Consider the following 17,866-nt stretch of genomic DNA (forward strand, 5'->3'; position numbering starts at 1 on the left):
TCCGCCGGTCATGCTGGCCGGGTGGATCGCTACCTGTTGAGCGCGCTGGCCCACACCGATCACCCCATCGCCGCACCGGTGAGCCCGGCGAACGTGGAGAAGCTGATCCAGCGAGCCGAGTGCCCGCCGGACGCCCGGGTGCTCGATCTCGGTTGCGGACCGGGGGAGTGGACATTGCGCGCCCTCCAGCAGTACCCGACCGCCCGCGCCTTCGCGGTGGACATGTCGGAGGAGGCGCTGCGGCGAGCCGAGGACACCGCACGGGATCGTGGGCTCAGCGACCGCGTGACCTACGTGCGCGGCGACGCCCGGGAGTACCAGCCGCCGAAGGCGTGCGACCTCGTGATGTGCGTAGGCGCGACGCACGCCTTCGGCGGTTTGGAGGACACGTTGCGCGCGGTCGGTGAGCACGTCGCGCCTGGCGGCACGGTCCTCATCGGCGAGGGGTTCTGGGAACGCACCCCGGACCAGCCGACGCTGGAGGCGCTCGGTGCGTCCCCCGACGACTTCCGGGACCTCGCAAGCACGGTGGACGCAGTCGAGAAGGCCGGGTGGACCCCGGTGCACGGACACGTCAGCAGCCCCGACGAGTGGGACGACTACGAGTGGTCCTGGACCGGATCGCTGACCCGATGGGCGCTGGACCACCCAGGCCACCCGGACGCCGAAGCGGCGATCGCAGCGGCGCGCGAACACCGCACCGGCTGGCTGCGCGGCTACCGGGGCGTGCTCGGCTTCGCCTTCCTCCTGCTCCGACGCCTGAACGGCAGTCGCTGATCCTCTCGCGGTCAGGACTGCCAGGCCTCGTCGGGCGCCGGGGGGAGGGTTTCGCCGGTCTCCAGGAAGGTCTTCAGGTCGGAGAGCAGGTGCGGCCAGCCGGTGCTGACCATCTGCCGCATCGTGCTGCCGTCCGGGAAGTCGTCGTGGACGACGGTGAGCTTGACCGTCTGCCCGAACGGTTCGATCTCGAACGTGACCTTCGACCGGGACTCCGCGGCGAGCGCCTTGAGCGTCTCGTCGTCGATACCGGCCGCTGCCGCCCACTCCGGGGTCGGCGTGTGCCAGGTGTAGGAGAGCCGGCGGTACGGCTCGGCCTCCAGCACCACCTGCTCCGGGTCGACCGTGCGGTGACCGTTCTCCTCCCAGACCATCGGCGATCCCGGGCGCCAGTCGGTCTCGAAGGCGACTCCCCAGTACCGGCGGGTGAACGCCGGATCGGTGAGGGCCTGCCACAGCTGCTCCGGGGTGGTCTTGATGAAAGTCGTGTAGGCGAACGCGTTCTCGCTCATCGGTGCGGACTCCAGTGCCTGCTTGAGATCGGCCAGTGCTTCGGCGCGCCGCCGGTCGTACTGGTGCATCCAGCGGTCGGCGATCGCGTTGATCGGTGCGGCGTTCAGGTAGTGCAACTTCTCCCGGCCCCGGCGGACGGTGGTGACCAGGTTCGCCTCCTCGAGCACCGCGAGGTGCTTGCTCACCGACTGCCGGGCCATGTCCAGCCCCTCGCACAGCTCGCGCAGCCGCTGCCCGTTCCGGGCGTTGAGGCTGTCGAGGAGCCGACGCCGGTTCGGGTCGGCCAGCGCCTTGAAGACTTCGTCCACAGCTCCCACCAAACATGCAGCCGGATGGCTGCATGACAACGACGATAGGCAGCCAATCGGCTGCATGTCAAGCTGGGGCGCTCTCGGGACGCCGGGAACGCGATGGCGGGATGACGCACGACCGCCGCTGGGGCTCGCGTCGGCGAGGTCCGGGCCGTTCCGGGCGGAAGGTGATCTGCGCCTCACGGTTGTCGGTGCGGCGTGGGAGATTCCGGGGCATGACGGGATCTGATCCGAAGGCCGACCTGAAGCTCTACCTGAAGGCCGGGCGCGAAGCGCTGCTGTGGAAGCTCGACGGGCTCTCCGAGTACGACCTCCGCCGTCCGCTGACGCCGACCGGGACCAACCTGCTCGGCCTGGTCAAGCACGTCGCGAGCATGGAGGCCGGGTACTTCGGGGTCGTGTTCGACCGGCCGTTCCCGGAGCCGATGCCGTGGCTGGCCGACGGTGCCGAGATCAACGCGGACATGTGGGCCACCGCCGACCAGTCGCGCGAGTGGGTCGTCGACTTCTACCGCCGGGCGTGGGCGCACTCGGACGCCACGATCGACGCCCTGGACCTGGATGCGCCGGGGAGCGTGCCGTGGTGGCGAGCAGACAAGAAGGAGGTGACGCTGCACCGCACCCTGGTGCACGTGATCGCCGAGACCGACCGGCACGCCGGACACGCGGACGTCGTCCGCGAGCTCATCGACGGCGAGGTCGGCATGACCAGCGGCAACGACAACGTCCCCCCGGTCGACGAGGCCTGGTGGAAGGCCTACCGAGCCCGCCTGGAGCGCGTCGCGGAGGAAGCCGGCCAGGCCTGAGCGACAACACGCTGGAGTGAACTTGGTCCTGCGGTGTTTTTGCAGGTGGCGAACGTGTTACCACCGGCGGTAGCATCTTGTCCATGAGTGCGTTGCCGAACGATCCCCCGGGCGGGAGTGAGCGGGGGAGGGACTTCACCGAGCGGTTGGCCCTGCTGCTGAGCCAGTACCGCGAATTCGGCGAGCCCGAGCAGGACGATGTCGTGGCGGCGGGCTCGTCGGGCAACGTGCGGTCGCTCGGGCGCGCGCGGAAGGTCAGCGTGTCGATGCCCGAGGAGCTGACTGCTGCGGTGCAACGCCGCGTGGGCCGGGGCGCGTTCAGCCAGTACGTGACGGATGCGGTGTCAAGGCAGCTCGAACTGGACCTGTTGGCCGAACTGTCCGGCCTGCTCGATGCGGAGCACGGGCCGGTTCCGGAGGAGTTCCTGGCGGAAGCGCGGGCGGCATGGCCGGACGTCGAGTAGCGGGCGACGGCACGCTGGTCCTGGACAGCGAGGGGTTGTCGAAGCTCGTGAGCGGGGATGCGCGGGCCCGGTCGTACCTGGAGATCGCGCGGGGGCGGCGGGCCCGGGTGGTGGTGAGCGCGATAACGCTGACCGAAGTGCTTCGCGGCGGAGCCGGGGACGTGTTGGTGCACCGAGTGCTCTCGCGCATCGCCATCGTGCCCGTATCGGCCGAAATCGCCCGCGCGGCCGGAGAGCTCCTCGGGGCGACGGGGCTGTCGGGCCATCGCTGCGCGATCGACGCGGTCGTCGCGGCGACGGCTCTGGACCTCGCGCGCCCGGTGGTGATCTTGACCAGCGACCCGGACGACCTGAATCAACTGGTCGACGAACCGGAACGACCGAAGCACGAACGAGTGGTCGTCCGCCACGTCTAGCGCTGAGCGGATTCCGGTGAACGTCGCGTGAACGGATTCGGGGAAATCGGGCAGATCTCCTCGGGTTTGGGCATCGCGGTCCAAGATTCGGTATGGTGGCCAGAACCAGCCCCCATGACACCTCGGTGGCGTCATCGTGACACCACCGCTCACCACCCCTCCTGGGTGCGTACACAGCGCGTTCGACCGCGTACTGCGCGTTGATCGTGATCGAAGCCACTCGCGACTGGCGTCACATTAAGGGGGGTCGGCGCAGCGCGAACACGGTACGTGGTGCGACCATGTGAACCATGGCTGGTAAATCCGATCCCACGCGGATTCTCATCCTCGGCGGCGGTTACGTCGGCATGTACACGGCACTTCAGCTGCAGAAGAAGCTGGGGCGCCGGGAGGCCTCCGTGACGGTCGTCGACCCTCAGCCGCACATGACCTACCAGCCCTTCCTCCCGGAAGCGGCCGCGGGCAACGTTGAGCCCCGCCACGTGGTAGCGCCACTGCGACGAGTGTTGAAGCGGTGCCACGTGGTCACCGCCGCCGTCACCGAGATCAATCACGACCAGAAGGTCGTCACGGTCGACAACCCGCAGACCGGCACCGAGCAGATCGCCTACGACGTGCTCGTCGTGGCGCTGGGCTCGGTCTCCCGACTGCTGCCGATCCCCGGCCTCGCCGAGGAGGGCATCGGGCTCAAGACCGTCGGCGAGGCCACCTACCTGCGCAACCACGTGCTGGGCAAGATGGACGCCGCGGCCAACACCGACGACGAGGAGCTGCGCAAGCGGCTGCTGACCTTCACCTTCGTCGGCGGCGGCTTCGCGGGTGTCGAGGCGCTCGCGGAGCTGGAGGACATGGCCCGCTTCGCGACCCGCTACTACGACAACATCAAGCCCGACGACATGTCCTGGGTGCTCGTCGAGGCCGCTGGCCGGGTGATGCCCGAGGTCAGCGAGAAGATGGGTGTCTACGTCGTCAACGCCCTCGAAGAGCGCGGCATCAAGGTGTACCTGAACACCTTCCTGAAGTCGGTCGAGGGCGGTCACGCGGTCCTGTCCGACGGCACCGAGTTCGACACCGACACCCTGGTGTGGAACGCGGGCGTCAAGGCCAACCCGGTGCTGAAGAACAGCGACCTGCCGCTCGACGAGCGCGGCCGGGTCAAGGCCAGCGCGCACCTGCAGGTCGAGGGCCTGCCGGGCGTCTGGGCCGCCGGTGACTGCGCCGCGGTGCCGGACCTGTCCAAGACCGACGAGAACCCCGGCGCCACCTGCGCGCCGTCGGCTCAGCACGCGGTCCGGCAGGCCAACCAGCTGGCCAAGAACGTGCTGGCCTCGCTGCGCGGGAAGCAGACCAAGGAGTACCGGCACGCCTACGCCGGTTCGGTCGCGGGCATGGGCCTGTACAAGGGCGTCGCCGACGTCTACGGCTTCAAGGCCAAGGGCTTCATCGCGTGGTTCATGCACCGCTCGTACCACGTGAGCCGGATGCCCACGTTCAACCGCAAGCTGCGCATCATCATCGACTGGACGCTGGCGTTCCTGTTCAAGCGGGAGGTCGTGTCCATGGGCCAGATCCAGAACCCGCGCGCCGCCTTCGAGCGGGCCGCTGAAAGCTGACAGCCTGTTGGTGGTTGCGCTGCGTGCGTGGTCGCCTAGCGGAACCTGAGAGCTTCCCTGGACTGCGGGTGCCCCTCCTGATGTATGTCCAATACACGGCGGAGGGGCCGTCCTCGCCGGGAAACCTCTCAGAACCCGCCGGTGGTCACCTCGCGCAGGTGGATGCAAGCGGCTGGCGCCGCTTCCAAAGGCGCGGACGGCTTCGCCGACAGCTCTATCGGTCCTGGTCGGGGCAACAGCGACGAAGCCGCGTGTCGCACCGGCACGCGGCTTTCTTGCGCCGCAGTTCTGCTCCGTGCGGGCTACTTTATGATCAGCTATCCTTGACAGCCCGTAGCGAGTAATCGAAGACTGAGCCGAGGTATTCACCTGAACGGGTGCGTCGTGCGGGGGAAGGGGTGAATCCCTTGACGCTGAAGGAACTGGCTGCGCTGCTGCGCAGCGGCGCGGTCGAGGAAGGTCCGCTCGCCGAGTTCGCGGCCGACTACCGCGAAGCGGCCAAGGTCTTCCGGAAGAAGGACGACTGACGATGCCATCGGCCGAGGGACAGCCCGCTGAGGCCGGGGATGTCTCCGAGCCGTCGCTGCGCCCCACGCCGATGCTGCTGCAGGGGCAGGACTACTTCTTCCGCGCCCCCGACACCCCGCTGGACTTCCAGGAGCGGATGTTCGGCGCGGACCTGGTGGCCGACGAGCCGGGCGACCCGGTGCCGTGCGTGCTGGTGCTGGCCCGCGCTGCGGACATGGAGATGAACGAGCTCTCGCTGGCGCTGGCCGAGCACGACATCCGCATGGTGCGCATCGACGCGGACCGCTGCCTGGACCTGCCGCTCACCATCTACACCGACACCCCGCTGATCGAGTTCCACCGCTGGCTGCTGCGCCCGGTGCTGGTCTGGCGGCGGCACTTCGACATCGACGCGGTCCCGGCCGACCCGACCACCGTGCACGGCGCCTACGTCCGCGAGCAGTGGCGGGCGGTGGCCAACTGGCTGTCCTGCCGCAACGACTGGGACCGGGTGAACTCGGTGCGCGTGAGCGAGCACCTAGACCGCCTGACGCAGCTGCAGGACGCGGCCGCGGTCGGCCTGCGGGTGCCCCGCACCGCGGTGACCACCATGCCCGGCCGCAGCCGCCCCGGCGGTGGGCGCTGCATCGTCAAGACGGCCGGTCACCACCTCCTCGAACCCGAACCCGGCGCGCTGCGCGGGCTGTTCCCGCAACCGCTGGACATCCGCCGCTCCGGCGAGACCCGCGAACCGGCCCCGGTGCTGGTCCAGCAGTACCTCGACGCGGACCGCGAGCTGCGGGTGTTCGTGGTCGGCGACCGCACGATCGGCTTCCGGGTGCAGAAGCTGGACCCGGCGCAGCTGTGGGTCGACCCGGAGTCGGTGGTGGTCGAACCGGTCGAGGTCCCCGAGCAGCTGTCCGAGCGGCTGCTGGAGCTGTGCCGGAACTGGGGCCTGAGCGTGGCGGGCTTCGACCTGCTCGGCGTCGGCGACGACTGGGTGTTCCTCGAGGTCAACGTCAACTGCGACTGGCGCTGGTTCGAGCACCGGGCGGAGTCCGACGCGGTGTCGACGGCGGTCCACGACTGGGTCCGAACCCGCTTCCAGGAGCTGACCGCGGCGGCCACCGGAAGGTGGGGCCGTTGGTGAACCAACCGACCAGGTGCGAATTCCCCGAACCGGGAACCGATCCGGGACACCCTGCGTCGTACTGATGCGGTCGGCCCACGCCGACCACCAGGCCCCCGTAGCCCAACTGGCAGAGGCAGACGACTTAAAATCGTCAGAGTGTCGGTTCGAACCCGACCGGGGGCACCACCGGCCTTCCTGAACAGGTGTTTCGCTCGTAGCAGGCGTGGTTTCGCCGGGATCTTCCGCGTCGCGGGCGGGTGGGCCGCGCATGCGGACTGCGGCAGCGACTGCTCTCGTTCGGGCCCGCGGTGTCCGTGATGCCGGATAGCTTGCTGAACATGGAAGCTGTTCTGGCAGTCGCGCTCGTCGCCGCCCTCCTCCTCGTGAGCACCTGGTGGCTGCTGCTCCCCATCGGTGTCGGCTACGTCATCAGCGTCGTCGTCACCGCCGTCCGGGAATCCCCGGGCGCCGGGCGCCTGCCCGGACTCTGGGCGCGGCTCGGCGTCGGCTCCGCACTCCTCTGCGCGGCGACCGTCGGCTACGGGATGACCAGGATGGCGACCTCCTTCAGGTTGGACGCCGACGACCCGTGCACTCTCAGCGACGACCGCCTGGACAACCACCCGATCATCGACTGGCCGCTGAGCGACACCGGCTGCCGTGGCCACGAATCGGTGCCCGCCTTCGTGAACCCGGCGATCTTGCTGCTCGCCGTGGTGTTCTCGGCATCGGTGGTCGCGATGGTCACCACCTGGCGCGGTCAGCGGACCCGACCGGAGCCGTCGGAATCCACAATGGACGAATAGGGCGCGGGGACTGCGGCATTCGCCGCCGAGGCCCCGTGCGAGTCGGAGAGGACCTCTCGGCCGCACGCGGGGTCCTCGTCGCCCGGCTGGGCGGGGCTCGCTGAAACCGGAGTCCCCGGGTGGGTGCTTTGTTCGGTTGGGACTGCAGCAGAACCTCGTGCGCGGTAGGCAGTTCGGTGAGTGGCTCGTGCTGTTCGCCCGGCCCGGGCCGGGCGCGCAAGGAGGGTTCGCGTGGACGTCGCCATGTCAGCTGCCGAACGAGAAGCCTTTCTCGCCGAACCGCGGATCGGGGTGCTCGCGGTCCGCGACTCGCGTGGTGGCCGAGCTCCGCTGCAGACCCCGGTCTGGTACGACTACCGGCCTGGTGGGGAGGTCGCGGTGATCACCGGGCAGGCGAGCCTGAAGGTCCGCTTCATCCGCGAGTCCGGGAGATTCACCTTGTGCGCGCAGGATCCGGCCTTGCCACCGCGGTACGTGAGCGTGGAGGGGCCGGTGGTCGCCATCCACGAGAACATCGATTCCGGAGTGCGCGAGGCGATGGCGCGCCGCTACCTCGAACCGGCGGACGTGGAGAAGTACCTGGAGAGCACTCGAGGGATCGCGATGGACTACGTCGTCGTTCGGATGCGCCCCGAGCACTGGAGCACCACCGACTACGGCAAGCTCGGCTGACCGCGCACCGGCCGTGCTTTCCAGTCGCTTGTGGACGCGCAACCGGGAGGACTCGTCTTCACGGGTGTTCACGATCGAGCCGCAGAGGTGATCCGACGGCCACCGGCTCCACCCGGGGCGCCGGTGGTCGGACCGAGGAGAGGAGCCGGAGTGAAGATCGAGAAGTGGGTCATCCGGGAGCACGTCGAGGGCGTGCCGGACGTGGGGCGGATCTACGAGAAGGTGGTGGAGGACGTCGAGGTCGACCTCGCCGACGACGAGATGCTGCTGGAGGTCCGGTACCTCTCGCTCGAACCCCACTTGCAGGGCATCACGCTGAACATGCAGGTCGGGGAGGTGGCGGGTGCGGACTCGATCATGGAGGTCGTGCAGGCCGGGCCGCGTGCGCGCTTCCAGGTGGGCGACCTGGTGCAGGGCTGGGGCGGTTGGCGGACCCACCTGGTCAGCAACGGGGAAGGCGGGCCGTTGTGGGAGGGCAGGTTCCCGCTGGTCGTTCCGCCGTTCCGCAAGCTGGACCCGCGGAACTACGACGACGTGCTCCCGCTCTCGACGGCGCTGGGGGTCATGGGCAGCACCGGCATGACGGCGTGGGGCACCCTGACGAAGTTCCTGACCGTGGAGCCCGGTGACACGGTGCTGATCAGCGGTGCCTCCGGCAGTCTCGGGTCGCTGGTCGGGCAGCTCGCCAAGCGCGCCGGTGCCCGCGTCGTCGGCACGACCACCTCGCCGGAGAAGAAGGCCTACATGGCCGAGCTCGGCTTCGACGCGGTGCTGGAGTACCGGCACGGCGACCCGGTGGACGAGGTGCGCGCCGCCGTTCGGGAGGCGGCGCCGGACGGCATCGACAAGTACTTCGACAACCTCGGCGGTTCGATCACCGACGCCGTGTTCACCTGGCTCAACCGGCACAGCCAGGTCGCGGTGTGCTGGCAGTGGGGCAACCAGGTCTGCGGCGACGAGGTCGGGCCGCGCCTGCTGCAGCACATCATGTACCCGCAGACCACCATTCGCGGCATCTACGTCATCGAGTGGTTCACCGAGTCGAACTGGAACGCCCTGCACGAGGAGCTCGGCGGCCTGATCCGGCGCGGGGAGATCCGCTACGACCAGACCGTCCACCACGGCATCGACGCGATCCCGGCGGCCTACCAGAGCGTTTTCTCCGGGGGTGCGGCAAAGCGCGGAAAGGTGCTGGTGGAGCTCTGACGCGCGAAGGGGTCGTCGTGAGCGGTGATGGTCGCTCTTGCCGCCATCGCCGCTCACGAACGGAGTGGTGATCGCGCGCAGCGGGCGGTTGTACGCGCTCGGCAATCCGCTGCTGTTCGTGATGGATCTGCTCGGCGGGCGCGGCGCCGCCGACGACCGCCCGTTTCGGTGGACGTACTACTTCTGCTGGGGCATCGACGACATCGCGACCCCTGTCGGGTACCGGGCGCCCGCGGCCGACTTCAACCGGCGCATCACGGAGTTCCTGGCTGGTGACGTGCAGGTCGTCACCAGCGCGGCGACGGGCGCTGTTCCACGAGCGGGCAGCGCAGTGGGGGCTGCAGCCGCTGGGGGTTGGCGTACGTGCTGTTCGAGGTCGCCGCGCACTGCCCAGCCACCGCCGACCGATCCGGCATCGGTGGCCGCGGCGATCGTCACCCGCCCGCCTGTCCTCCGCCAGGACTCCGACCTGGAACCCCTGCGCTGGCCGGGCGGGGAACATCGCCGCCGCCTGATCCGTTAGAGGTACCGTACTATGTACGTTCAACGGATCTGGAGGTGCGGGTGGGGCTGAGTCGGTGCGCGGTGGTGTTCGAGCCCGGAGATGTGCCGCGTGCGGGAGCGTTCCTCGTGCACGACCCGTCCGGCGGGCCGCTGCCGCCGGAGATCTCGCTGGGGGAGGCCGCGGAACCCGTGGTCACGCTGCTGGAGGGCGGTGAGGTCGTCTCGCGGCGAGTTCCGGCGCAGCGGGTTCCGCTGAACCGGTTGTTGCCCCAGCTGGCTTCGCTGGACGGTCGGGAAGCGCATCCGGCTGCGGCTTTCTGGGGCGCGGCCGCGAAGCTCGCGCTGCACGTGGTGGCGCGCGGTCGGGTGCTGCCGGGTGTCCACGAGAGCGGTGTTGACGCCTGGCGTGCGGGGCCGTTCGACGTGGTCGACGTCGAGCGGCTGCGCGCGTTGGCCGCTGCCGCCCCGGCGAGTGCGCGTTCGGTTCCGGTGGACGCGGATGCCGACCAGTTGGTGCTGCCCGATGCCGAGGCGCTGCTGCGCGAGTTCTTCGACGGCGTCGCCGACACGTTGCCGCGCACCCCCGGAGCGGTCTGGTTGACCGGTGATCCGCGGTACGCGGACCAGGAGCGCACCGCGGCCGACGGCGAGCTCGCGGAGTGGGCGCAGCAGGTCGCCGCTGGCGTTGACGAAGGCCTGCGGGTCGGCTTGCGCCTGGAGTTGCGCGGCGATCCCGCGGCGACGCCGTTCACCGCCGTGGTCCGGCTGCGCAACCTCGCCGATCCGACGCAGGTGGTCGACGCCGAAGCCCTGTGGGCGGGGGAATCGCACGGGTTCGGCGACCGCGCGACGTTCGAGGCCGTGCTCGCGCTGCGCCGGGCCGCTCGCGCCTGGTCCCCGCTGGAAAGCCTGCTGGCGGAAGCAGAACCGGTCGAGCTGGAGCTGGTCGACGAGGACGTGGTGGACCTGCTCGGCGGTGGCGAGGCGCGACTGGCGGCGATGGGGGTCGACGTCGATTGGCCGCCCGAGCTCTCCCGCGAGCTCGGCGCCCGGGTCGCGGTGTCCGCGCCGGGCGCTCAGCCGGACGACGTTGCCGCCTTCTTCCGGGAATCCGGTCCGCTTCCGGTGTCCTGGCAGCTGGTCCTCGACGGTGAACCGCTCAGCGACGACGAGATGGACCTGGTCGCCAAGTCCCGCCCGGTGGTCCGGCTGCGCGACCGGTGGCTGCTGGTCGGACCCGAGCTGGCGCGCAAAGCGCGGGAGCGCGCGCTGCCGCCGCTCCCGGCGTACCCGGCGCTGGGAGCGGTGCTGGTCGGCAGCGCGGTCGTCGGAGGTTCGCGCTTCGAAGCCGTCGGGGAGGGCTGGCTGGGCGACCTGGTGGACCGGATCGCCGAGCCCGACGCGGGCCCGGAGCCGTTGGGGCAGCCCGCCGAGCTGGCCGCGACGCTGCGCGACTACCAGCGGCGCGGCCTGCGCTGGCTGGAGCGGATGACCTCGCTGGGGTTCGGTGGCTGCCTGGCCGACGACATGGGGCTGGGCAAGACGATCACGCTGATCGCGCTGCACCTGCGGCGTGCGGCGGGGCCGACGCTGGTCGTGTGCCCGGCTTCGCTGCTGAGCAACTGGGAGCGCGAGATCGCGAAGTTCGCGCCCGGCACACCGGTGCGCCGCTTCCACGGCTCGGCGCGCTCGTTGGCCGACAGCGGTTTCGTGCTCACCACCTACGGCACGATGCGCGTTGACTCGGCGGCGCTCGCTGCGCACCGCTGGGGGATGGTCGTCGCTGACGAGGCCCAGCACGTCAAGAACCGCTTGAGCGACACGGCGAAAGCACTGCGCTCGATCCCGGCGGACGTGCGCGTGGCGATGACCGGGACGCCGGTGGAGAACGACCTGAGCGAGCTGTGGGCGATCTTGGACTGGACCACGCCGGGGTTGCTCGGCCGGATGCGGGAGTTCCGCGCCGAGTGGGGGCGGGCGGTGGAGGAGGACCGCGACATCGCGACCGCGCAGCGGTTCTCCCGCCTGGTGCGGCCATTCCTGTTGCGGCGTCGCAAGAACGATCCGGGCATCGCGCCGGAACTGCCGCCCAAGACCGAGACCGACCACCTGGTCCCGCTCACCGCCGAGCAGATCGACCTGTACCAGCGGGTGGTCCGGGACGTGATGGCCGAGATCTCGGGCAGCACCACGGAGATCGCACGGCGGGGATCGGTGCTGAAGCTGCTGGTCGGGCTCAAGCAGGTGTGCAACCACCCGGCGCACTACCTCAAGGAGCCCTCGGCGGCGGCCGGGCGTTCGGAGAAGTTGCAGGCGCTCGACGAACTGCTCGGCACCATCCTCGCTGAAGGCGGTGCGGTGCTGGTCTTCACGCAGTACGTGCAGATGGCCCGGCTGCTGGCGAAGCATTTGGCCGACCGCGGGGTTCCCGCCCAGCTGCTGCACGGAGGGACTCCGGTGGCCAAGCGCGACGAGATGGTGCGCCGCTTCCAGGCGGGCGAGGTGCCCGTGTTCCTGCTGTCGCTCAAGGCGGCCGGGACCGGGCTGAACCTGACCCGGGCCGACCACGTGGTGCACTACGACCGCTGGTGGAACCCGGCCGTCGAGGAGCAGGCCACGGACCGGGCGCACCGGATCGGCCAGGACAAACCGGTGCAGGTGCACCGGTTGATCGCGCAGGGCACCGTGGAGGAGCGCATCGCCGAACTGCTGGCGCACAAGCAGGAGCTGGCCGAGGCGGTGATCGGCGGAGGTGAGGCGGCGCTGAGCGAGCTCTCCAACGCCGAACTGCGCCGCCTGGTGGAACTGAGGGGGGTCTGAGATGGCCTGGGAGTTCGACGAACCGGTGCGCGCGGTGACCTTCCCGGCCTTCCCGCCGGGGAAGCGGTACGGCAAGAAGTTCGCCGACACGTGGTGGGGCAACGCGTGGATCGAGGCGGTGGAGTACGCCGCGCTCGACCCGGACCAGCTGAAGAAGGGGCGCAAGTACGCCTTCGCCGGGCAGGTCGGGGCGATCACGGTCAGCCCCGGTCGCATCCTCGCGCCCGTGCACGACGGCGACCCCGACCAGCCCTACCGCACCGAGGTCCACTTCGCCGAGCTGCGCGACTCGGCTTGGGACCGGTTCCTGGACCGGGTGGCCGGGCGGGCCGGGCACATCGCCGCGCTGCTCGACCGGGACATGCCGCCCGACCTGGTCGGCGCCGCCGAGGACGCCGGTGTGCGCCTGCTGCCGAGCTACGGCGACCTGGAACCGGAGTGCGACTGCCCGGACTGGGACAACCCGTGCAAGCACGCCGCGGCACTGGCCTACCAGGTCTCCTGGCTGCTGGACCGGGATCCGTTCGTCCTGCTGCTGTTGCGCGGTCGCGGCGAGGACGAGCTGACCGAGGAGTTGCACCGGCGGAACGCGCGGCAGAGCGCGGAGGTCGACGAGCGGGAGCCGGGCACCCCGGCCGCCGAGGCGTGGGCGGCTCCGGTGCCACCGCTGCCGGAGGGGCCCGGTCCGGTGCTGGTCGAGCCGCTGGAGCTGGCGCCGCTGCTGGCGGACGTCGAGGTCGGGGAAGCTCCGGTCGACACCGCTGCGCTCGCCGCGCTGGCCGCCGACGCGGCGGACCGCGCCCGCGGTCTGCTGTCCGGTGTGGACAGACCGGCGGACCGGTGGACCGACGCCGTGCGGCTCGCGGCCCGCGCGGGTCGCGACGAGCTGACCTCGCGGGCCGGGCGGTTTTCCGGCCGTCCCGCGGACTTCGCCCGCGCGGTGCGGGCGTGGGAGGTGGCCGGGCAGCAGGGGCTGTCGGTGCTGGAAGGTTCGTGGTCGCCACCGGGGGAGGTCGTGCGCCGTGCCCGCGCGGAGATCGCCGAAGCCTGGGCGGACGCGGGGTTGGGCGAACCGCCGGAAGTGCGGCACTGGCGCAACCGGCTGACGCTGACCTCCTGCGGGGCGCAGCTCAGGTTCGGCGAGGACGAGCGCTGGTACCTGTTCCGCGCCGATGGGAGCGGTTGGAGCCTGACAGGCGCCCCGACGCCCCACCCCGCCGAGGCGCTGATCGACCTGCTGAACTCGGGCGAAGGAGGCGACCAGCGCTAGACGTCCGCCGCGGTCGTGGGCTCAGGACTCGGCCGGGGCGGGGCGGTAGCAGAGGCGGACCACGCCGGAGGGGAAGGTCGTCGTGCTCACCAGTTCCAGGCGGACCGGGCCGAGGTCGTCGAAGATGCGCGGTCCGGTCGCCCACAGGTAGGGGCTGACGTTGAACCAGAACTCGTCGACCAGGCCGTGGGCGATGAGCTCGCGGGTCAGCTCCCCGGCGCAGGGCGCGATCAGGTTGCCGTCGTGATCGGCCTTGATGCGGCGGACGCTCTCGGCGAGGTCGCCCTCCAGCAGCGCGGCGTTCCACTCCAGCGGTCCGGTCAGCGACCGGGACGCGACGTACTTGGGCATGCCGTTCATCCGGGCCGCGTAGGCCTCGAATCCCGGGACGTCCACGAGCTGCGGCCAGACCGCGGACAGGCCCTCGTAGGTCTTGCGCCCGAGCACCATGGCGTCGGCCGCCTGCCACATCTCCAGCCCGGCCTGCACGCTGTCCGGGTCGGTGACCAGCCAGCCCTGCGGTTCGGGCGCCGGTGCTTCGAAGGCGCCGTTGACGGTCACGGCGACGTTGACGATCAGTCGTCCCACGAGGAGCTCCTTGTTCCGGGTGCGAGGGTCGCGGCGAGCTTGTCGAGGCTCTGGCCGAAGCCGATCTCCATGCCCGCGATGAAGTCGGCGGAGTCGACGGTGCTGTCGGTGATGCGCCAGCTGGCGTCGAGCTCCGTCCCGGTGCCGGTGGTGCGCAGGCTCAGGTCGACGTGCGCGGTGAAGGCGGTGCCGCCGTCGGGGAGCAGCGGGGAGAGCCGGTAGGCGAGGCGCTCGCCGGGGCGCACCTCCTCGACAGCTCCCTCCGCGCGCCCGGCGACCGGCTCCGAGGCGTCGGCGTCCTCGACGTCGCGGTACTCGTGGACGATCCGCCCGCCCGGGCGGGCCTCGAAGACGAGCTCGGAAACGCGCAGGTCGTCGGGGGTCCACCAGGTGGCGAGCAGCGCCGGGTCGGTCAGGTGGCGCCAGACCAGGTCGGGCTGCCCGGGCAGCGACCGGTGGAACCGGAACGAGCGGTCGTCGGCCCAGCCCGGCGCTGCGGCGGCGCGCCGCTCCGCGTCGAGACCGGACCCGTAGCGGTGGAAGGTCGCACCGGCCCGGTCCGCGGTGTCGGCGAGCTGGTTCAGCTCGACGGCCAGGTCCCGCAGCGGACCTGGTTGGAGCGCGTAGATCCGGCGCTGACCGGTGCGCTGGGAGGTGACGACGCCAGCGCGCTCGAGGGTCTGCAGGTGCTTGGTGGTCTGCGGCTGCCGAGCCTCGGCGAGCTGCGCCAGGACGCCGACCGAGCGCGGTCGCTCGGCCAGCAGCCTGACGAGCCGCCAACGAGCCGGGTCGGCCAGCGCGGCGAGGATCGGTGCGTCCATGACGTTGGAGTATTCGCCACGGAGAATGTTCGTGTCAAAGAATATATCGCTACGACACCTGCTGCACGGCGACGCGCCAGGTGACCCGGGGGAAGTTCGCCGCCAACCGCAGGTGGACGGTCTTCGCGCCGAGCTCGGCGGCGGCCCACCGGGCCAGCGCGTCGCGCTCGGCGTGCTCTTGCGGCGTGGCCGTCCCGCGCGCGCTCGCCGGTTTGGTCGCCTGCGGGTGCCAGGCGCCGTTGTCGACGCTCCCCAAGGCCCACGACGATCCGTCCGCATCGAGCGTGACGAGGATGCGCGGGGGATCGAGCGCCGATCCGCACTCCGGACAGCGCTGTGTCATGACGACCTCTGCAGCACGCGCAGGATCAAGGCCAGGCCGAGGAAGCTGCCGATGAGCAAGATCGCCCAGGCGATGTCCGGCATGTCCGCCACGCTCCCGTCGTCTCGTCGCACCGGTTCGCCGCCAGTGCACACCCGGCGCGGCGGGGTGAGCGGCGCTGCTGACGAGATCTGGACACCGCCGGAGCGAGATCGATGCGCGACGTTGATGTCGTGAGTGCGCACCGGTGCTCCAACACCGGTGCGCACTCACGACCGCGTCAGGTCACGCCGGGCGGCGGCGGAGCTGCCTGGCCGGGACCACGCGGGCCCGGTCGACCGCCAGGACGCTGACCAGGACCCCGGCGACCAGCCAGACCACCAGCTGGAGGACACCGCTGGCCGCGCCGCCCGCCCCGGTGATGATCGCGGACAGGGCCTGGACCACCCCGTGGGTCGGGAGGAAGGCGCTCGCGCTCTGCAGGAAGCCGGGGATCGTGGAGACCACCCCGGTGGCCGCGGCCAGCACCAGGACCGCGATCCCGACGATGCGGCCGGTGCTGCCGAGCAGGGCGACCAGCGCCTGGTTGAGCGCCACGAAGGCCAGGGCCGCCAAGAGCGTCACCCCGGCGAAGGCCGCCCAGGAGCCGAACGACAGGCCCAGGAACGGGGCCAGCGCCGCGCTGACCACGACCGCGCCGATCGTCGCGATCAGCGCACCCGGCAGCAGCGAGCCGAGGACCAGGCGCCAGGTGGAGCGGCGCGAGCTCGCCGCGTCCTCCGGGACCGCCCTGGTCACCGCGTAGACGCCCAGCGCCGCCGTCCAGAACGCGATCGCGATCAGCAGCGCGATCAGCGACTTGCCGAAGCCCGGCAGGTCGGACTGCAGCGCGGCCGGGCTGGCCGCCACCGTCTTGAGGTGCGCGCGCTCCTCGTCGGTGTAGTTGGGCAGCTTGTCGACGGCCGGGGCGATCTGGTCGGCGAACTGCCGGTTGCCGTCGGCGACCTGCTGGGCGCCGGAGACCAGCTGGCCGACACCGCCGTCGAGCTCCTGCACGCCCCCGTTGAGCGCCTGGACACCGCCGTTGAGCTGGTTCAGGCCGCCGGACAGCTGCTGCGCGCCGTCGCTGAGCCGCGCGCCGCCGTCGGCCAGCTGACCGATCCCGCCGACCAGCTCGCCGGAGGAGTCGGCGAGCATCCGGGTGCCCATCGCGACCTGCTCGGAACCGTAGGCGAGGCCTTCGAAACCGTCCCGGGCCTGCTTCACCGGTTGCTGGATCTTCTCCTTGAGGCCGTCCAGCAAACCCTGCTGCTGGTTCAGCTGGTCGATCTGCTCGCGCAGCCGGGTGCAGAAGTCGGCGGTCACGCCGTCGACGGGGCACTGCTCGGCGAACTCGGCGAGCCCGTCCAGCTTCGGGGAGTCGGGGATCTGGTCGGTGGCGGCCAGGATCTGGTCGGCGAGCGGGACGAACTGGTCGGCCATCGCGCGGTTGCCCGCCGCGACCTGCTCCGCGCCGTCGGCCAGCTGCCGGGTCTGCGCGGGCATCTGCGACACCTGCTGGTGCAGCTGGTTCAGGCCGCCGGACAGCTGCTTCGCGCCGTCGGCGAGCTGCGCGCCGCCGTCGGCCAGCTGCGGCACGCCACCCGCCAGCTCGCCCACCCCGCCGGACAGCTGACCGACACCGTCGGCCAGCTGCTTGGTGCCGTCGGCGAGCTGCCCGCTGCCGTCGGCCAGCTGCCGCGCGCCGTCGGCGGCGGTGCCCAGCTGGCCGTGCATCTCCGAGAAACCGCCGTAGAAGCCGTCGAGCAGCATCTCCAGGATCTGCTGGTTGAACACCGAAACGCTCTGCCGCGCCGCGGCTTCCACCGCCGCCGCGTCGGCCGGGGCCGCCACCGGCGAGGTCTCCACGGTGATCCCGGCGCGCGTGGCGTCCATCGGCTCGCCGGTCATCACCGACGCGGTGTTGCGGGAGAACGCCTCGGGGATGGTCACCGCCGCTGCGTAGCGGCCGTCCGCCAAGCCCTCGTCGGCGTCCTCGGCCGAGGTGATCTGCCAGACGTAGCCGGAATCGGTGCTGTTGACCAGCTTCGCGGCCATCTCCCGGCCCAGCGGGGCCATCTGCCCGTTGATGGTGGTCGGTTCGTCGGCGTTGACCACCGCGACCTTGGCCGCGCCGTGCTGGCTCATCGGCGCCCAGAAGGCCCAGGCCAGCACGCCGACGACGAGCACCGGGACCAGGGCGAGCCCGATCCAGGTGCGGCGTCCGACCGAGCCCCCGGCGCGCCGGGTGGCCTGCGTGAACGGGTTCCTCATTGCCC

General features: G+C 70.9%; 18 protein-coding genes and 1 tRNA gene. 13 read left to right on the top strand and 6 right to left on the bottom strand.

From position 1 onward, the window contains the following. The first annotated feature begins 21 nt into the window (after nucleotides 1–21). Nucleotides 22–777 carry an SAM-dependent methyltransferase gene (locus F1721_RS04045; RefSeq protein WP_150065172.1) on the top strand — a complete coding sequence of 252 codons (756 nt, stop codon included), beginning with the start codon at nucleotides 22–24 and terminating at the stop codon, nucleotides 775–777. An 11-nt stretch (nucleotides 778–788) separates the two neighbouring features. On the opposite strand, the gene F1721_RS04050 is transcribed toward F1721_RS04045, so the two are convergent. Then, complete coding sequence (locus tag F1721_RS04050; protein ID WP_150065173.1) at nucleotides 789–1,598, bottom strand: ArsR/SmtB family transcription factor; 810 nt, start codon at nucleotides 1,596–1,598, stop codon at nucleotides 789–791. 218 nt (nucleotides 1,599–1,816) lie between these two features. Here F1721_RS04050 and F1721_RS04055 point away from each other — a divergent pair, with 218 nt between their 5' ends. From F1721_RS04055 to F1721_RS04110, 12 genes are all read left to right on the top strand, one after another. After that, nucleotides 1,817–2,407 carry a DinB family protein gene (locus F1721_RS04055; RefSeq protein WP_150065174.1) on the top strand — a complete coding sequence of 197 codons (591 nt, stop codon included), beginning with the start codon at nucleotides 1,817–1,819 and terminating at the stop codon, nucleotides 2,405–2,407. A gap of 83 nt (nucleotides 2,408–2,490) precedes the next feature. Continuing rightward, on the top strand, nucleotides 2,491–2,871 hold the full coding sequence (locus F1721_RS04060) for a hypothetical protein (RefSeq protein WP_150065175.1): 381 nt from the start codon (nucleotides 2,491–2,493) through the stop codon (nucleotides 2,869–2,871). After that, the gene (locus F1721_RS04065; RefSeq protein WP_150065176.1) at nucleotides 2,853–3,287 is read left to right on the top strand and encodes a type II toxin-antitoxin system VapC family toxin; all 435 of its coding nucleotides are present in this window, start codon (nucleotides 2,853–2,855) and stop codon (nucleotides 3,285–3,287) included. Before F1721_RS04060 ends, F1721_RS04065 begins: the two co-directional genes overlap by 19 nt. Before the next feature lie 290 nt (nucleotides 3,288–3,577). Beyond that, the gene (locus F1721_RS04070) at nucleotides 3,578–4,900 is read left to right on the top strand and encodes an NAD(P)/FAD-dependent oxidoreductase (protein WP_150065177.1); all 1,323 of its coding nucleotides are present in this window, start codon (nucleotides 3,578–3,580) and stop codon (nucleotides 4,898–4,900) included. A 529-nt stretch (nucleotides 4,901–5,429) separates the two neighbouring features. Next, nucleotides 5,430–6,557 carry an ATP-grasp domain-containing protein gene (locus F1721_RS04075; protein ID WP_150065178.1) on the top strand — a complete coding sequence of 376 codons (1,128 nt, stop codon included), beginning with the start codon at nucleotides 5,430–5,432 and terminating at the stop codon, nucleotides 6,555–6,557. 91 nt (nucleotides 6,558–6,648) lie between these two features. Next, nucleotides 6,649–6,725 (top strand) — tRNA-Leu (locus F1721_RS04080). Between the two features lie 152 nt (nucleotides 6,726–6,877). Beyond that, nucleotides 6,878–7,345 (top strand): hypothetical protein, encoded by a 468-nt coding sequence (locus F1721_RS04085; RefSeq protein WP_150065179.1) that lies wholly within the window; start codon nucleotides 6,878–6,880, stop codon nucleotides 7,343–7,345. A gap of 231 nt (nucleotides 7,346–7,576) precedes the next feature. Further along, on the top strand, nucleotides 7,577–8,017 hold the full coding sequence (locus F1721_RS04090; RefSeq protein WP_246154201.1) for a pyridoxamine 5'-phosphate oxidase family protein: 441 nt from the start codon (nucleotides 7,577–7,579) through the stop codon (nucleotides 8,015–8,017). Between the two features lie 150 nt (nucleotides 8,018–8,167). After that, on the top strand, nucleotides 8,168–9,223 hold the full coding sequence (locus F1721_RS04095; RefSeq protein WP_150065180.1) for an MDR family NADP-dependent oxidoreductase: 1,056 nt from the start codon (nucleotides 8,168–8,170) through the stop codon (nucleotides 9,221–9,223). A 67-nt stretch (nucleotides 9,224–9,290) separates the two neighbouring features. Beyond that, a complete protein-coding gene (locus F1721_RS04100) occupies nucleotides 9,291–9,746 on the top strand; it encodes a hypothetical protein (RefSeq protein ID WP_150065181.1) in 456 nt (151 codons plus the stop codon). 41 nt (nucleotides 9,747–9,787) lie between these two features. Beyond that, on the top strand, nucleotides 9,788–12,547 hold the full coding sequence (locus F1721_RS04105; protein ID WP_425474394.1) for a DEAD/DEAH box helicase: 2,760 nt from the start codon (nucleotides 9,788–9,790) through the stop codon (nucleotides 12,545–12,547). A gap of 1 nt (nucleotide 12,548) precedes the next feature. Next, nucleotides 12,549–13,817 carry an SWIM zinc finger family protein gene (locus F1721_RS04110; protein ID WP_150065183.1) on the top strand — a complete coding sequence of 423 codons (1,269 nt, stop codon included), beginning with the start codon at nucleotides 12,549–12,551 and terminating at the stop codon, nucleotides 13,815–13,817. Between the two features lie 21 nt (nucleotides 13,818–13,838). Here F1721_RS04110 and F1721_RS04115 read toward each other — a convergent pair whose 3' ends face one another. The 5 genes from F1721_RS04115 to F1721_RS04135 are packed head-to-tail and all read right to left on the bottom strand — an operon-like array spanning nucleotide 13,839 to nucleotide 17,861. Beyond that, entirely contained in the window at nucleotides 13,839–14,405 is a 567-nt protein-coding gene (locus F1721_RS04115; RefSeq protein WP_150065184.1) for a dihydrofolate reductase family protein, read from the bottom strand. Then, on the bottom strand, nucleotides 14,393–15,226 hold the full coding sequence (locus F1721_RS04120) for a metalloregulator ArsR/SmtB family transcription factor (protein ID WP_150065185.1): 834 nt from the start codon (nucleotides 15,224–15,226) through the stop codon (nucleotides 14,393–14,395). The genes F1721_RS04115 and F1721_RS04120 overlap by 13 nt, the downstream gene beginning before the upstream one ends. Nucleotides 15,227–15,275: 49 nt before the next feature. After that, nucleotides 15,276–15,569, bottom strand: coding sequence for a hypothetical protein (locus tag F1721_RS04125; protein ID WP_150065186.1), 294 nt, complete (start codon nucleotides 15,567–15,569; stop codon nucleotides 15,276–15,278). Further along, nucleotides 15,566–15,793, bottom strand: coding sequence for a hypothetical protein (locus F1721_RS04130; RefSeq protein WP_150065187.1), 228 nt, complete (start codon nucleotides 15,791–15,793; stop codon nucleotides 15,566–15,568). Before F1721_RS04130 ends, F1721_RS04125 begins: the two co-directional genes overlap by 4 nt. Nucleotides 15,794–15,833: 40 nt before the next feature. Continuing rightward, nucleotides 15,834–17,861, bottom strand: coding sequence for a YhgE/Pip family protein (locus F1721_RS04135; protein ID WP_150065188.1), 2,028 nt, complete (start codon nucleotides 17,859–17,861; stop codon nucleotides 15,834–15,836). Between the last annotated feature and the right edge of the window lie 5 nt (nucleotides 17,862–17,866).

Source organism: Saccharopolyspora hirsuta (assembly GCF_008630535.1).
Taxonomy (GTDB): domain Bacteria; phylum Actinomycetota; class Actinomycetes; order Mycobacteriales; family Pseudonocardiaceae; genus Saccharopolyspora; species Saccharopolyspora hirsuta.

Bases quoted from the DNA above. Each gene is read 5' to 3' on its own strand.
- F1721_RS04055 (WP_150065174.1), top strand. From the start codon at position 1,817: ATGACGGGATCTGATCCGAAGGCCGACCTGAAGCTCTACCTGAAGGCC.
- F1721_RS04060 (WP_150065175.1), top strand. From the start codon at position 2,491: ATGAGTGCGTTGCCGAACGATCCCCCGGGCGGGAGTGAGCGGGGGAGG.
- F1721_RS04065 (WP_150065176.1), top strand. From the start codon at position 2,853: ATGGCCGGACGTCGAGTAGCGGGCGACGGCACGCTGGTCCTGGACAGC.
- F1721_RS04070 (WP_150065177.1), top strand. From the start codon at position 3,578: ATGGCTGGTAAATCCGATCCCACGCGGATTCTCATCCTCGGCGGCGGT.
- F1721_RS04075 (WP_150065178.1), top strand. From the start codon at position 5,430: ATGCCATCGGCCGAGGGACAGCCCGCTGAGGCCGGGGATGTCTCCGAG.
- F1721_RS04085 (WP_150065179.1), top strand. From the start codon at position 6,878: ATGGAAGCTGTTCTGGCAGTCGCGCTCGTCGCCGCCCTCCTCCTCGTG.
- F1721_RS04110 (WP_150065183.1), top strand. From the start codon at position 12,549: ATGGCCTGGGAGTTCGACGAACCGGTGCGCGCGGTGACCTTCCCGGCC.
- F1721_RS04120 (WP_150065185.1), bottom strand. From the start codon at position 15,226: ATGGACGCACCGATCCTCGCCGCGCTGGCCGACCCGGCTCGTTGGCGG.
- F1721_RS04125 (WP_150065186.1), bottom strand. From the start codon at position 15,569: ATGACACAGCGCTGTCCGGAGTGCGGATCGGCGCTCGATCCCCCGCGC.
- F1721_RS04135 (WP_150065188.1), bottom strand. From the start codon at position 17,861: ATGAGGAACCCGTTCACGCAGGCCACCCGGCGCGCCGGGGGCTCGGTC.